The 13,084-nt window shown below is 64.9% G+C and carries 12 protein-coding genes and 1 pseudogene; 3 read left to right on the top strand and 10 right to left on the bottom strand.

Annotated features, from left to right (window positions below):
- Positions 1-17: 17 nt before the first annotated feature.
- The 3 genes from S4A8_RS02610 (at position 18) to S4A8_RS02600 (ending at position 3,523) form a co-directional block, all read left to right on the top strand.
- Positions 18-2,174, top strand: a complete 2,157-nt coding sequence (locus tag S4A8_RS02610) for a dihydrolipoyl dehydrogenase family protein (protein ID WP_353218910.1) — start codon at positions 18-20, stop codon at positions 2,172-2,174.
- Between the two features lie 125 nt (positions 2,175-2,299).
- Positions 2,300-3,034 carry a sulfite exporter TauE/SafE family protein gene (locus S4A8_RS02605; protein ID WP_353180189.1) on the top strand — a complete coding sequence of 245 codons (735 nt, stop codon included), beginning with the start codon at positions 2,300-2,302 and terminating at the stop codon, positions 3,032-3,034.
- A 54-nt stretch (positions 3,035-3,088) separates the two neighbouring features.
- Positions 3,089-3,523: a PaaI family thioesterase gene (locus S4A8_RS02600; RefSeq protein WP_353180191.1), complete on the top strand. Its 435-nt coding sequence runs from the start codon at positions 3,089-3,091 to the stop codon at positions 3,521-3,523.
- A 7-nt stretch (positions 3,524-3,530) separates the two neighbouring features.
- On the opposite strand, the gene S4A8_RS02595 is transcribed toward S4A8_RS02600, so the two are convergent.
- The 10 genes and pseudogenes from S4A8_RS02595 to S4A8_RS02550 form a co-directional block, all read right to left on the bottom strand.
- Positions 3,531-4,202, bottom strand: a complete 672-nt coding sequence (locus S4A8_RS02595) for a hypothetical protein (RefSeq protein WP_353218909.1) — start codon at positions 4,200-4,202, stop codon at positions 3,531-3,533.
- Between the two features lie 340 nt (positions 4,203-4,542).
- A pseudogene (locus tag S4A8_RS02590) lies at positions 4,543-4,728 on the bottom strand (GlsB/YeaQ/YmgE family stress response membrane protein); the annotation flags it as partial.
- Positions 4,729-5,139: 411 nt separating this feature from the next.
- Complete coding sequence (locus tag S4A8_RS02585) at positions 5,140-5,949, bottom strand: SDR family NAD(P)-dependent oxidoreductase (RefSeq protein ID WP_353218908.1); 810 nt, start codon at positions 5,947-5,949, stop codon at positions 5,140-5,142.
- Between the two features lie 4 nt (positions 5,950-5,953).
- Positions 5,954-6,376, bottom strand: coding sequence for a YkvA family protein (locus S4A8_RS02580; RefSeq protein WP_353218907.1), 423 nt, complete (start codon positions 6,374-6,376; stop codon positions 5,954-5,956).
- A gap of 144 nt (positions 6,377-6,520) precedes the next feature.
- Positions 6,521-8,110 carry an FMN-binding glutamate synthase family protein gene (locus S4A8_RS02575; RefSeq protein WP_353218906.1) on the bottom strand — a complete coding sequence of 530 codons (1,590 nt, stop codon included), beginning with the start codon at positions 8,108-8,110 and terminating at the stop codon, positions 6,521-6,523.
- A gap of 21 nt (positions 8,111-8,131) precedes the next feature.
- Complete coding sequence (mutM, locus tag S4A8_RS02570; RefSeq protein WP_353218905.1) at positions 8,132-8,947, bottom strand: bifunctional DNA-formamidopyrimidine glycosylase/DNA-(apurinic or apyrimidinic site) lyase; 816 nt, start codon at positions 8,945-8,947, stop codon at positions 8,132-8,134.
- A 68-nt stretch (positions 8,948-9,015) separates the two neighbouring features.
- Entirely contained in the window at positions 9,016-9,966 is a 951-nt protein-coding gene (locus S4A8_RS02565; protein WP_353218904.1) for a DUF4340 domain-containing protein, read from the bottom strand.
- Between the two features lie 7 nt (positions 9,967-9,973).
- On the bottom strand, positions 9,974-11,317 hold the full coding sequence (locus S4A8_RS02560) for a GldG family protein (protein ID WP_353218903.1): 1,344 nt from the start codon (positions 11,315-11,317) through the stop codon (positions 9,974-9,976).
- Positions 11,317-12,087 (bottom strand): ABC transporter permease, encoded by a 771-nt coding sequence (locus S4A8_RS02555; protein WP_353218902.1) that lies wholly within the window; start codon positions 12,085-12,087, stop codon positions 11,317-11,319. Before S4A8_RS02555 ends, S4A8_RS02560 begins: the two co-directional genes overlap by 1 nt.
- Complete coding sequence (locus S4A8_RS02550) at positions 12,084-13,019, bottom strand: ABC transporter ATP-binding protein (protein ID WP_353178900.1); 936 nt, start codon at positions 13,017-13,019, stop codon at positions 12,084-12,086. Before S4A8_RS02550 ends, S4A8_RS02555 begins: the two co-directional genes overlap by 4 nt.
- Positions 13,020-13,084 lie beyond the last annotated feature (65 nt).

Raw genomic sequence — 13,084 nt, 5'->3', positions numbered from 1 at the left:
TGAAAGGAAAGTAATCGATGACTATCACGCGTATCGGCCTGGCCGTTTTGGTAATCGCGCTCATTGCCGCCTGGTTCGTGCTCAATCCCGGGCAATATCTGGGCGGTGCCTGTAGCGATCAGGTATTCAGCCTGGCCTGTTTCGAAAGCCAGCGCGCCGCGCTCGGTGAATTGGCAGCGGCGCACGGGCTGCTGTTCGCGGCCGGTTTCTTTCTGGTCTATGTGGCCGTCACCGCGATTTCGTTGCCGGGTGCGGCGGTCATGACCCTGATCGGCGGCGCGCTGTTCGGTCTGGCCGAAGGCACGCTGCTGGTGTCGTTCGCCTCGGCGATCGGCGCCACGCTGGCGTTTTTGATTGCCCGTTTCGTACTGCGCGAAAGCGTGCAGAAACGCTTCGGGTCACGCCTGAAAGCGCTCAATCGCGGCGTCGAGCGCGACGGTGCCTTCTATCTGTTCGCCTTGCGGCTGGTGCCGGTATTTCCGTTTTTCGTGATCAACCTGGCCATGGGGCTCACCCCCGTTCGCACGCGCACTTTCTACTGGGTCAGCCAGCTCGGCATGCTGCCCGGCACGCTCGTCTACGTGAATGCGGGCACCCAGCTCGGGCAGGTCGAGTCCTTGTCGGGCGTGCTCTCGCCCGGGTTGATCGCTTCGTTCGTATTGCTGGGGCTGTTTCCGCTGATCGCGCGCAAGACGCTGGATTTCCTTGCCGCCCGCAAGGCGCTGGCCGGCTACGACAAGCCCCGGCATTTCGATCGGAACCTGATCGTGATCGGCGCCGGCTCGGCGGGGCTGGTGGCCTCGCTCATCGCGGCCACGGTCAAGGCCCGGGTTACGCTCATCGAAAAGAACGAAATGGGCGGCGACTGCCTGAATACCGGCTGCGTGCCGTCGAAAGCGCTTATTCGCACGGCCAGGCTCATGCACGAAATTCGGCATAGCCAGCGCTATGGGATTCGCTCGGCGAGCGTGAATTTTCATTTTCAGGATGTCATGGCGCGGGTGAAGTCCGTCGTGGCAACCATCGCACCGCACGATTCGGTCGAGCGCTACGAATCGCTGGGCGTGGACTGTATTCAGGCCGGCGCGCGTCTGGTCGACCCGTGGACCGTCGAAACCGACGACGGCAACCGCCTGACCGCACGCCATATCGTGCTCGCCACCGGCGCGGTACCGTTCGTGCCGGTCATCGACGGACTGGCCGATATCGACTATCTCACCTCGGATAATCTCTGGGATCTCGACGAACTGCCCGAACGGTTGGCGGTGATGGGCGCGGGGCCCATTGGCTGTGAAATGGCCCAGGCCTTCGCACGGCTCGGCAGCCAGGTCACGCTCATCGAGCAGGGCGCGCGCATCCTCTCGGTCGAGGATGACGACATCAGCGCACAGATGCGTGACTTACTCATCGAAGAAGGCGTGACCGTGCGAACCGGAGTTCAGGTGACGGCGGCCGCCCGCACCAATCGCGAGACCGTACTGACCTGCAAGATGGGCGAACGCAAGATCGAGATCGGCTGCGATCGGGTACTGGTGGCGGTCGGCCGACGCGCGCGGACCCAGGGCATGGGGTTCGAAGAGCTGGGTCTGGTCAAGGACGGGCGTATCGCGGTGGATGAATATCTGCAGACCGCGCTGCCCAGCATCTATGCCTGTGGCGACGCCATCGGTGGTTATCAGCTCACCCATGCGGCCTCCCATGAAGCCTGGCATGCCACGGTCAACGCGTTGTTCGGCACGTTCAAGCGCTTTGCGGTGGATTACTCGAAGCTGCCCTGGTGTACGTTCACCGATCCGCAGGTCGCCCACGTCGGCCATAACGAAAACAGTGCCCGGGCGGCGTCCATCGAATACGAAGTCACCCGCTACGATCTGGCCGAACTCGATCGCGCGATTGCCGAATCGGCGCGCAACGGCGTGGTCAAGGTGCTCACCGTACCCGGCAAGGACACCATCCTGGGCGCGACCATCGTCGGCGAGGCGGCCGGCGAACTGATCATCGAATTCGTGACCGCGATGAAACACGGCATCGGCCTGAACAAGATGCTGGCGACCATTCACCCCTACCCGACGCTGGCCGAGGCCAATCGTTTTGCTGCCAGTGAATGGAAAAAAGCCCATGCGCCGGCGTGGGCCTTTCCCTGGCTGGCGCGGTTTCATACCTGGCGGCGTTGACAAAATTGGCCGCAGGGCCAATCGGTGTTTGCCCCTGAGAGCGTTGTAGCGCAGACGTAGCCGATCGCCCTTCAGGGCAAGATCGCGCCCGCAGCTCAGACCGAGACATCGGTCATACTGGGTCGATGTTTATCGCCTTGCTCACACTCGCCGCGCTGGCCACCGCCGCGCTATCGGGTATGGCCGGCATGGGCGGCGGGGCGATTCTGATCGCCGTGCTGTTCGCGCTGGGGATGCCGCCCGCACTGGCGCTGCCTCTGCATGCCGGCGTACAGCTGGCTTCGAATGCCTCGCGCAGCGTCGTTTATGGCCGTTATGTGCGCTGGCCCGCGCTGGGGCTGTTCATGCTCACCGCGCTGCCGGGTCCGTTTATCGTCGCGCCATGGGTCGTCGATGCCAATCCGGACTGGATTCGCCTGATCATGGCCGTATTCGTGGCGCTGGCGGTGTGGCCGAGCTGGGCGGCGCGCTTGAAGATTCATGGCCGTACAGGCCTGCTCGTTGCCGGCGCGATCGCGGGTATTGTCGGGCCCGTGGTCGGGGCCACGGGTATTCTCGTCGCGCCATTCTTTCTGCGTGACGACTGGCGCAAGGAACAGGTCATCGCGACCATGGCCGTCGCCCAGGCCTGTGGCCATCTACTCAAGATCGGCGCGTTTTCGCTCAACGGGTTCAATGTGTTCGCCCGTCTGGAACTGCTGGTGCCGATGGCGGTGGCCGCGCTGCTCGGCACGCTGCTGGGCCGATGGCTCAACGGCCGGTTCTCGGAAGCCGGCTTTCGCGGGCTCATTCGCGTGATCATGCTGGTGCTCGCGCTCAAGCTGGGCTGGGACGGCCTGGCCGGGCTGTTTGCCGGTTAGACTGACCCCGCGGTCGTTATGGCCGCGGCTGATACGACGACAAGGGAGGTACGCATGAGCCTGATGGATGCGCAGGATATCGAAGCCGTCATTCGCCGCAATGTGGGCGCGCCGGGCCAGCCCGCGTTTCGGGTGCTGGCGGTTGAGCCAGCCCATGTGGATGTCTGCCTGCCATTCGATACGGGCATGACCCGCCTGGGCGATACGATTTCCGGACCCGTGCTCATGACCGCGGCGGATGCCGCCATGTATGCCGCCATCATCGCCCACGTGCCGGACGGCGAATATGCCGTGACCAGCCATTTTCATATCGACTTTCTGCGTCGGCCGAAAGCCGCCGACGTTCTGGCCCGGGCTCATTTGCTGCGCGTGGGCCGGCGCTCGGTGACCTGTCGGGTCGAATTGTTCTCGCAGGACTTCGACACGCTCGTCGCCCATGTCAGCGGCGGCTATGCACGCATGGGTACGGCCACTAGCGGAACCGGTTGACGACCGGCTACCAGCGATCGATCGCGGCGCGGGCAGCGCCGTTGGCCGGGCGTGCGATCAGCCCGCTCTGGGTCAGGGCGATATCGTAGGCCGCGCCGTCGGCCATGGGCAGATAGGTCGCACTGCCATAGCGTGCGTCGACCAGTCGGGCCCAGTCCGGCATACGCCGGGCCAGCGCAAACGCGTTGACGCCCGGCTCGGTATCATCGAGTGCGATCACGCTGCGCGGCCGGTTTTGCTCGTCGTCGATATCGCGATAGCGCCCGCTCAGACGTTCCAGCCGGAATAGCGCGTCAAAGCCCAGCAGATTGGCCCAGGCGCGCCATTTGAGCACCCGTGCATCGAGCTGGAATTCGTCGCCGGCAAGTTCGAACACGCGCGGCGTGGCGTTTCCGCGGGTTAGCGTCGCCTGGAAACGTTGATCGGCCACCGCTTGTAAATGTAGCTGGGCGACCGGTTGCTCATAGCTCAGACGCTGGTAGGTATGCAGATTGAGCAACAACGCGCCCATGAGCGCCGCGATCGCCAGGCACAGGCCGCCGCCCATGCCCGAGCGCGATGCTGCGCCCACGCGTCGTTGGCGAAGCCGCGCGCTGCAACGCCCAAGCTGGATCACGCCCAGCGCGGCGAGCAGGGCCAGCAGGCAATAGACAACGGTTATCGTGGGCGCTTGCGGCATGGCCGAGTCCGGGGCGGGCGTAGGCGGTGATTTCGCTTTATCGGACGTTGCGCGAATGCAAACCGCTCGGCAAATGAACGTGACCTGCGTCGGCGGTGTTCAACCCGGCATCTTTTCCGCAAATCAACGCAAAGGCCGCAAATCAGGCGAAAATACAAATAGTACAAGGGGCGCCAGATCAGTGCTGAGAGCCCTTTGCCGGAGCGCTCGCACAATCCAAAAACCGACGCGCATTGGCGTGTATTCGCGTTCATTCGCGCACAGGACCTGTCTTAAGAAACGACACAAAAAAAGCCGGCCTGACGACAGGCCGGCTTTCGTATGCGCCGTGCGGTGCTTACTAGCGCGACTTGACCACGCGATAGAGCCACAGCAGCAGAATCGCACCCAGAATGGCGATCACGAAACTGCCCAGGTTGAAACCCGATACCGTGCCCATGCCGAGCGCGGTCGAGATGAAGCCGCCGAGTACGGCACCGAGAATGCCGATGACAATGGTCACGATGATGCCGCCCGGGTCCTTGCCCGTATGGAACCTCTGATCTATTCATCCACGGTCGCGTTTGAGTCCCAAAAGGCCGCGATACAAGGCGCATGGGGCCGCGTCATAGCCACTCTATGACCCAGCCATGCAACGCCGTAGCGCGGCCTTTTGGGCCAAACCGCTTAGCGGCCGGGCTTTTGCGCGCGCCTGAGCGGCGTTGCCGCTCGCTTATTTGCATTCAGCAAACGGCGCTCGCGGCGCCTTGTCAGACGCGCGCAAAAGACTCCGGCGCGACCGTAGATGAATAGATCAGAGGTTCCTGGGCAGTTTAGCGACGGCGCCGGCGATCAGGCCGAAGATGATCCAGGCGATAATGCCCATGGTTTGATCCTTTGCATTGGAGAACAGCACGCCACTGTGCGCGTGACCCGTTGCCCGCACAAGCGGGGAATTCTACGTCTTGCGTCGGTAGCGATCCTTTGCGCGCCGGCCCTTGGCGGCCAGTAGCGGACGCAGCGCGCGTGGCAAGGCCGGCACCAGATAGCCGGCGGTCGCCATCACGCGGCTCATCGCCGGGCGACTGCGTTCGACGCGCCCGTCGCAGGCACAGGCCACGATCAGCTCGGCGATCTGTTCGGGCGTACTCATTGCCTGCGAGAAGGTGATGTCGGACACCGAGTCGATATCGGACAGAATGAAATCGGTCGCGATCGGCCCCGGCGATACCACGCTCACGCTGACGCCGGTATCGTCCAGTTCCTCGGCCAGGGCATAGGTGAAAGCGCGCAGGCCGAACTTGGTGGCCGAATAGCTGGCACTGCCGGCCAGCGGCATATGCCCGGCAATCGAGGCCACATTGACGATGGCGCCGCCGTCGCCGGCCTGAAGCGCATCCAGGGCCAGACGCGAGAGCATCAATGGCGCGCGCAGATTGGTATCCACCATTTCGCCGATTTCGTCGGCGCTGCGCGTGGCCACCGGCCCGCGGTGATGACAGCCGGCATTGTTGACCAGTACATCGAGCCGGCCGTGAACGGCCAGCGTTTCTTGTATGAGCTGCTCGCAGCCGGCGGCGGAGGATACGTCCGCCACGAGGGGCGTGGCGCCGATATCGCGGGCAACGCGTTCGAGCTTTTCGGCGCCGCGGGCGGCCACGATGACCTGCGCGCCGGCCTCGGCAAACGCGCGCGCCGCAGCTTCGCCCACCCCGGCCGAGGCGCCGGTAACCAGCACCACGGAGCCCGCTAACTGCTTGACTGTCATGGGCTTACTCCACCGGTTGCAACGGACGTTTGTGGGCCGGGCGTTCGAACCACTGGTCGAGCTTGTGCGCGGTACGCCGACGCACGTCGTCATTGATGTATTGCGACAGGGCCACCACCGCCAGGGTCAGCGCCGACAGATCGTCGGTCAGCCCGAAGCCGAACAGCCAGTCCGGAATGGCATCCATCGGCAGGATGAAATAACCCAGCGCGCCGTAGGCGGTCACCCGTGCCCAGCGCGGGGTTTCCGGGCGCTGGGCGGCATAATGCAGCCAGAGCGCTTTTTCCAGCAGTTCGTAGCCGGCACGCTTGGCCACCCGCGACACTTTGGTCCAGAAGCGCGTATTGGAATACTGGCCGGCATAATCGCGCACCTCGGCCGCATTCTGCGGGGCCTCGCTTGGTCGATGAACGGTTGGTAGGGGCATGGGTCACTCCCGGCGTACGGCGCCTTGGATGAGAACGATAGTGTCGAGCGTAGCGCATGCACGGCGACAGGCGTATCCGTATCGTTCGCCGGTCGCGTTTCGATCGCGTCGTCGTTGCGACGGCCTAACCCGCGACGACAGGCCCTAGATGGCCGGCAGGAAGCTATGTGCCTGGGCCTTGCGCCAGGCGTTTTCGTAGCGACCATCGCCGAGCCGGGTAAGCAGTTCGCCGGTTTCCAGAAATCGGTAGACCTGATCGGCGGTATGGATTTCCGAATCCATGGTGCGCCGGCACAGATGTTCCGGGCGCAGCTGGCCCGGATGATCGAGCCCGACGGTGGCCACTACTTCCTGCATGGCCGCGACCGTGCGGCGATGGAAGTTGTAGACGCGCTCGCCCTTGTCCGGCACCACCACGGCGCGCTGGCGCCATTTGTTCTGGGTCGCCACGCCGGTCGGGCAGCGGTCGGTATGACAGGATTCGGACTGCACACAGCCCACCGCGAACATGAAGCCGCGGGCGGAGTTGCACCAGTCCGCGCCCAGGGCCATGTTCGCGGCCATCTTGAAGCCCGAGGTGATCTTGCCCGAGGCGCCGATACGAATACGATCGCGCAGACCGGCGCCCACCAGCGTGTTGTGCACCCAGATCAGGCCCTCGCGCAGCGGTGTGCCGACGTGATCGGCCAGTTCCAGCGGCGCCGCACCCGTGCCGCCTTCGGCGCCGTCGACGACAATGAAATCGGGCGTGATGCCGGTCTTGAGCATGGCCTTGGCCAACGACATGAACTGCCAGCCGTGGCCCACGCAGAGTTTGAAACCCACCGGTTTGCCGTTCGCGCCCTCGCGCAGATCGGCAATGAACTCCATCAGCTCGATGGGCGTGGAAAACGCCGAGTGCGCCGGTGGCGAGACACAGGTCTGGCCGACTTCGATACCGCGTGCTTCCGCGATTTCCGGGGTGACCTTGGAGCCCGGCAGTACGCCGCCGTGGCCGGGCTTGGCGCCCTGGCTGAGCTTGATCTCGATCATCTTGACCTGGTCGTCGTTGGCGACCTGTACATATTGATCGCGATCGAAACCGCCATCGGCACGCCGACAGCCGAAATAGCCGCTGCCGATTTCCCAGATCAGATCGCCACCGAATTCCTTGTGGTGGCGGCTGACCGAACCTTCGCCGGTATCGTGGGCGAAGCCGCCCTTGGCCGCGCCGAAGTTGAGTGCGCGAATGGCATTGGCCGACAGTGAGCCGAAGCTCATCGCCGAGATATTGAGCGTGGAGGCTTCATACGGCTGGGTGCACTGCGGCCCGCCCACACGCACGCGCGGCGGGGTTTCGCTCGGGGTTTTGGCCGCGATCGAATGCACCAGCCATTCATGGCCTTCGGCATAGACATTGTGCTCGGTGCCGAACGGGTCGGCATCGTTGACGTTCTTGGCGCGCTGGTACACCTGCGAACGATGCTCGCGTGAAAACGGCGCGGCTTCGGTATCCGATTCCAGCAGATACTGGCGGATTTCCGGGCGGATCGCTTCGATCATCCAGCGAAAATGCGCCAGCAGCGGGTAATTGCGCAAAAGCGCGTGTTCGCGCTGGAAGAAATCGTGCAGGCCCATGCCCAGAAACGCGACGCTGATCAGAAAGAACAGGCCGAAATAACGCGGCATGCCGAGGGTCAGGTAACCGAAGCCCACGGTGGCCGCGATACAGGCGATTAAGGCGATATAGCGCATGGGGTCAATCTAGGTGGTGATTCATTTCTGGCAGACCGGGCAGAAAAACGTGCTGCGTTGACCGATTACTTCGCGACGAATCGGCCCGCATCCGCGCGGGCAGGGCTGGCCGGACTTGCCATACGCGGCCAGGTGTAGCTGGAAATAGCCGGTATCGCCGTCGACACCGATATAGTCGCGCAATGTCGTACCGCCGGCCACGATTGCGTCGGCAAGCACCTGTCGAATCGCGCTGGCCAGCGCATGGTAACGCGTGCGCCCGATACGGCCGGCCGGCCGGCGCGGATGAATACGCGCGGCGTGCAGGGCTTCGCAGGCATAGATGTTGCCCACGCCGACCACCGTGGCGCTATCCATGATGAATGTCTTGACCGGCGCGCGCCGTCCGCGCGAGCGCGTATACAGCCAGTCGCCGTCGAAGGCCTCGCCCAGCGGTTCCGGGCCGAGATGCGCCAGCAACGCGAATCGCTCGGGCGGGCCGTCGAGCCAGAACAGCGAGCCGAAGCGCCGGGCATCGTTGAAGCGCACGGTCCAGTCGTTATCGAGCACGATATCGACATGGTCGTGGGTAGCCACCGGGGTGTCGGCGGGCACGATACGCAGACGCCCGGACATGCCCAGATGCAGGCAGATGTGGCCGGTCTCGGCCTCGAACAGCAGATACTTCGCCCGTCGATGCACGGTGCGAATGGTCTGGCCGGGCAGGACTTCGGCCAACGCTTCGGATACCGGCCAGCGCAGCTGCGGCTGGCGCACGATGACCGTGCGCACGCGCTGACCGCGCACATGCGGCTCGATCCCCGCACGCGTGGTTTCGACTTCGGGCAATTCGGGCATCGCGCCATTCTGCCACGGTCTTCGAGCCAGACCGCATTTGGCCAACATCGCCGGCCGAGGGGCGCGGTCTAGTCTGGCATCGATGTAGTGCCTGCGGCGCCGTCGTCTGCCGGGGTCAGCGGAATCGCCGAGGGTTGCAGGCTGCGTGCGCGCCCCGCGCCGAGTGTGTCCGGGTGCTGCATATCCAGCAGCGGCGCGGCCAGATGCGCAGCAAAGTGGTAGTCGATACCGCGCCCGGCATCGCGCAGGATGAGTTCCGGCTCGCGTTCGATCACATCCAGATGGCGAATACGGTCGTCGCCGTAGCGCAGGGTCACACGAGCAATGCGCGCGCGTGAGGCATCGACGGGCTCGAGCGATAGTGCTCTGCTGTGGCGCCAGGCATCGATGGTGGCCTGGGCATAATCGGCCCCGCGATCGGCCTTGGCCGGCGCCACCTGCCAGCCGCCGGTATCGCTCCGGGTCAGCGTCAGCCGAGGCAATATGAGTTCGCTCAGATCGGCATCGTCGGTCAGCAGCGTGGGCGATACCCAGTTGCGCCAGTTCGCGGGTAGCCGCGCCAGGCGCTCGGCCTCGACCAGCAGCAGCGCATGCGGCGTGGCGACATAACGGCTGGCCGGCGTCGGTCCTTCATTGCCCACGGCAATCGGGGCTTCGCCGTTGAAGCGCACCACCAGCGCCGGCTCATCGAGCCCGGTGGTCTTGTCGTCGATCGCGCCGCGCTCGTAGCGCTGCGTGGGCGTTGCATCGGCCAGGGCCAGCATGGCTTCGAGCGGCGCGGTATCGGCCGGGGCGGCGATAGGTTTACGCATTTGCCAGTTGTGGCCGGCACCGCTGCGATCGAGTTGCACGATGGCATCGGGCAGATGCACTTCGATGGCGGTGATCGTATCGGCGGGCAGGGCACTGACCGTTTCGGGCGGCGCGGGTGTCGGTTTGCGCAGCAGCCACAGGGTGAGCCCGAGTACCGCGATGCCCAGAATGAGCGCGCTATTGAAAATCAGTCGCTTGCGATTCATCGCGATGTTAGCGCCGTCGCCGGCGCTGCCAGCGCCAGAGGCCGAAGCCCAGTAACACGAAGGGCAGAATCAGCACATACACCCACCAGAAGCCGCGAATCTGTGCCGGGCTGAGTTGCAGGCGCGTATCCGGGGCCTTGGCGACATCGACCGCGATCTGGGCGTCGCGAAAACCCAGCCACTGAAACAGGGCGAGCGCGAGCGGGCGGTTGCCGAGCCGGTCGAGATGGCCATTGGTCATGAAGTCGCTGTCGGCGACCACGGCCACGCGCTGGGCGAACTGGCCGGCATCGGTGTTCACGGCACGGGTCAGCGCGATGCCGATATCCAGCGGGCCGCGGGTATCGCCCTGATCGGGCTCGAAGGTCAGGCTTTGCTGGCCATCCAGCGGACCGGTTTCCAGCCAGCTGCGCGTACTCGAACGCAAAAAGGTCTGCGCCTGCCAGTCGTTGTCGGGCGCGTCATCCGCGCGCGCCAGTGCGCCTGCGTAGGGGAATAGACCGATCTGGGTGAGGTTGTCGGTGATCGGCGTATTCGGATAGTTGGCAACCAGCGCGATCGCGGGATGGCCTGTGCCCAGTTCGCGAAAATCCGGGTAGATCAGGGTGCCGGGCAGCCAGCGCAGGCCCAGATCGCGCGCCAGCGGTTCCAGGCCGTAGCGCGGGCCGGGATCGTCGGCCCAGAGCAGGGCGCCGCCGCGGGCGACGTAGTCGCGCAGCATGCGCACTTCGCCGGGCAGCAGCGCGCGCTGGGGGCTTGCGATGACCACGATCGCGGCGTTGTCGGGAATGGCCGCGGCCTCGGCAATATTCAGGCTGCGCGTGGTCAGGCCCTGGGCATCGAGGGCGGCGGCGAGTTCGCTATAGCCGCCATTGGACGTGTCCGACGGCGAGCGCTCGCCGTGACCGGATAGAAAGACGACCCATTGATTCTTGGCTACCGAGAGCTTCTGCAGGGCGTTGGTCACGCTCTTTTCGCTGAAATCGGTCACCGTCTGGCTGCGCCCCTGATAGCGTATCTGGAGCGCACCCTGATCGCCGATGCCCAGTGCGCGCACCTGCCGCGGATCGCGTGCGGGGTCGACGAATTCCAGCGTCACGCGCGAACTGGCGCGCGTATAACGCGCCAGGCGTTCGCGTACGTCGGCACGGCGCGGGCCGGGATAGATATAGGCCACAAACGAAATCGGCCCGGCGTCGAGCGCGTCGAGCACCTGCTGGCTGGCGCTCGACAGCGAATTGCGATTGCCGGCCGTCCAGTCGGCACTCACAGAAAAGCGCTGGCTGAGCGCGCCGGCCAGAAGTGCGGCGATTACGATCAGCACGCAGGTCAGGGCATGGCTGGCACGCATCAGTGACGATCCATATCGAGGCGCACCACGGTCAGGGCGAGAAAACACAGGGTGAAGATCACGAAATACAGCACATCGGCGCTCGAAAACACGCCGCGCAGCAGCGCATCGTGGTGGCCGATCAGCGACAGCGCATGGGCGATATCGCCCACCGCCAGCGTGGTGCCGAGCACGACCGGCTGCCAGTCGAAGGTGGACACCGCATAGCACAGCCACAACAGCATGAGCAGGCCCAGCGTGGCGACCGCGGCCAGCGTCGGCTCGCGGGTGAGCGAGGATACGAACAGCCCGAGCGCGGCGAACGACGCCATGACCAGCCACAGGCCGACCAGCCCGGCACACAGCAGACCGAAATCCAGCGGCGTGAACAGCGCCAGCGACAACGGCATGGCCGCGATGAGCACGAACATCAGGCTCAGATACCCCATCAGCGCCGCGAACTTGCCGCCCACGATCGCCCACAGTTGCGCGGGCGCGGCCAGCATGAGATCGAGATTGCCGCTTTTACGTTCCTCGGCAAAAGCGCGCATGGTCAGCAGTGGTACCACCAGCAGCAGCACCACGGTGGCAAACCGGAACACACCGCCGCCGACGATCGCGGAAATACCGTCGTATTCGCCCACCGTCTGCGGGTTGAGGCTGATATCGGTCAACGACAGGGCGAACAGAATACCCAGCAGCAGCTGGGTGACGGCGAGCAGCGTCCAGGCCAGCGGCGAGACGAACAGGCGCTTGAGTTCGTGGGCGGCGATCGCGCGTAGGGCATTCATGCGGCATGCTCCGGCGTGTCCCGGGTGAGCTCGCGAAAACGGCTTTCCAGATCGGGCGCGTGGCTGCGCATTTCCAGCAACTGCCAGCCGTGATGAACGGCCGTTTCGGCCAGCGCGCCGCGGATATCGCGTCCGGCCTCGGCGACGATACGCCAACGCCCGTCGCCGATCATCGCGACCGACTGTACGCCGGGCAGGGCAGACAGTGTGTCGGTATCCGGGCCCGAGCGCAGCGTGATGTCGATCACCGCCGGCGCATGGGCCTGTATGCCCGGGCGTTCGTCGAGCACGATCCGGCCGTGATGCAGAATCACCACCCGCGCGGCCACCGCCTCGATTTCCGAAAGAATATGGCTGGACACGATCACGCTGTGGCGGGCCGCCAGGCGCGCCACCAGTTCGCGGATACCGCGCAGCTGGTTGGGGTCGAGCCCGGCGGTGGGTTCGTCGAAGATCAGCACATCCGGGCGATGCACGATCGCCTGGGCGATACCCACGCGCTGCTGATAGCCCTTGGACAGATTGCCGATCAGGCGCTTGCCGACATCTTCGAGCCCGCAATCGCTTTTCGCCTGTTCGATTGCGGCACGGCGATCGGCACGCGCGATCGCGTGCAATCGCGCACAAAAGCCCAGATATTCATCAACGGTGAGTTCGCCGTAGACCGGCGGATGTTCGGGCAGATAACCCAGATGACGTTTGGCCTGGAGCGGTTCGCGCGCCATGTCGAAGCCGGCGATCTCGACCTGCCCCGCGCCCGGGGCGAGGGTGCCGGCCAGCATGCGCAAGGTGGTCGATTTGCCAGCGCCGTTGGGCCCGAGCAGGCCCAGCACTTCGCCGCGCGCAAGCGACAGATCCACGCCGTCGACGGCCCGCCGGCCCGCATAATCGCGAACCAGGCCTTGCGCTCGGAGCTTCAAATCGCTTTCCATGATCGTTCCCGGTACCACGTCCTCCGGTACTGCCGCCCACTGGGCAGCACCACGAGGCCGAATCA

The sequence above is a fragment of the Salinisphaera sp. S4-8 genome, assembly GCF_040361235.1.
Classification (GTDB): domain Bacteria; phylum Pseudomonadota; class Gammaproteobacteria; order Nevskiales; family Salinisphaeraceae; genus Salinisphaera.
This window is presented reverse-complemented; position numbering and strand designations above follow the sequence as displayed.

What these genes read in the sequence shown, in the direction of transcription:
- S4A8_RS02610 (WP_353218910.1), top strand. Translation starts at nt 18, where the DNA reads ATGACTATCACGCGTATCGGCCTGGCCGTTTTGGTAATCGCGCTCATT.
- S4A8_RS02605 (WP_353180189.1), top strand. Translation starts at nt 2,300, where the DNA reads ATGTTTATCGCCTTGCTCACACTCGCCGCGCTGGCCACCGCCGCGCTA.
- S4A8_RS02600 (WP_353180191.1), top strand. Translation starts at nt 3,089, where the DNA reads ATGAGCCTGATGGATGCGCAGGATATCGAAGCCGTCATTCGCCGCAAT.
- S4A8_RS02595 (WP_353218909.1), bottom strand. Translation starts at nt 4,202, where the DNA reads ATGCCGCAAGCGCCCACGATAACCGTTGTCTATTGCCTGCTGGCCCTG.
- S4A8_RS02585 (WP_353218908.1), bottom strand. Translation starts at nt 5,949, where the DNA reads ATGACAGTCAAGCAGTTAGCGGGCTCCGTGGTGCTGGTTACCGGCGCC.
- S4A8_RS02580 (WP_353218907.1), bottom strand. Translation starts at nt 6,376, where the DNA reads ATGCCCCTACCAACCGTTCATCGACCAAGCGAGGCCCCGCAGAATGCG.
- S4A8_RS02575 (WP_353218906.1), bottom strand. Translation starts at nt 8,110, where the DNA reads ATGCGCTATATCGCCTTAATCGCCTGTATCGCGGCCACCGTGGGCTTC.
- mutM (WP_353218905.1), bottom strand. Translation starts at nt 8,947, where the DNA reads ATGCCCGAATTGCCCGAAGTCGAAACCACGCGTGCGGGGATCGAGCCG.
- S4A8_RS02565 (WP_353218904.1), bottom strand. Translation starts at nt 9,966, where the DNA reads ATGAATCGCAAGCGACTGATTTTCAATAGCGCGCTCATTCTGGGCATC.
- S4A8_RS02560 (WP_353218903.1), bottom strand. Translation starts at nt 11,317, where the DNA reads ATGCGTGCCAGCCATGCCCTGACCTGCGTGCTGATCGTAATCGCCGCA.
- S4A8_RS02555 (WP_353218902.1), bottom strand. Translation starts at nt 12,087, where the DNA reads ATGAATGCCCTACGCGCGATCGCCGCCCACGAACTCAAGCGCCTGTTC.
- S4A8_RS02550 (WP_353178900.1), bottom strand. Translation starts at nt 13,019, where the DNA reads ATGGAAAGCGATTTGAAGCTCCGAGCGCAAGGCCTGGTTCGCGATTAT.